The sequence below is a fragment of the Streptomyces sp. SM1 genome (assembly GCF_002910825.1).
Classification (GTDB): domain Bacteria; phylum Actinomycetota; class Actinomycetes; order Streptomycetales; family Streptomycetaceae; genus Streptomyces; species Streptomyces okerensis.
In genome coordinates this window covers 1-301 of record NZ_NEUB01000514.1, presented here as the reverse complement: position 1 = coordinate 301, position 301 = coordinate 1, and the positions used below count along the sequence as shown (strand labels likewise).

At 74.8% G+C, this 301-nt stretch carries 1 pseudogene; it reads left to right on the top strand.

Annotated elements, in window-relative coordinates:
* Positions 1–301: pseudogene (locus B9S61_RS12655) on the top strand (hypothetical protein); the annotation flags it as partial.

The following is a 301-nucleotide window of genomic DNA, read 5'->3' as shown; positions in this document are numbered from 1 at the left end:
CGGCGGCGGTCGCCGGGCGGTGGGCCCTGACGGGCGCGGTGGCGCTGCTGGTGGCCGCCTGCTGGCCGTACTTCGATGTCTTCGCGCTGGCCGGGGACGGCAGCGTGGACGCGATGCACCGGCGGCTGTACCTGGACCTCCCCGGCCAGTTCGGGCTGGCGCTGCTCGGGCTGCCGGTGCTGTGGCTGCGGGCCCGGCGCACCTCGTGGCGTGACCCGCTGGTGCTGATGTTCGCGGCGGACTGCCTGATGGTGGCGTACGGCTGGGTCAGCGGCCACTACACCTACGGCAGGGTGCTCGG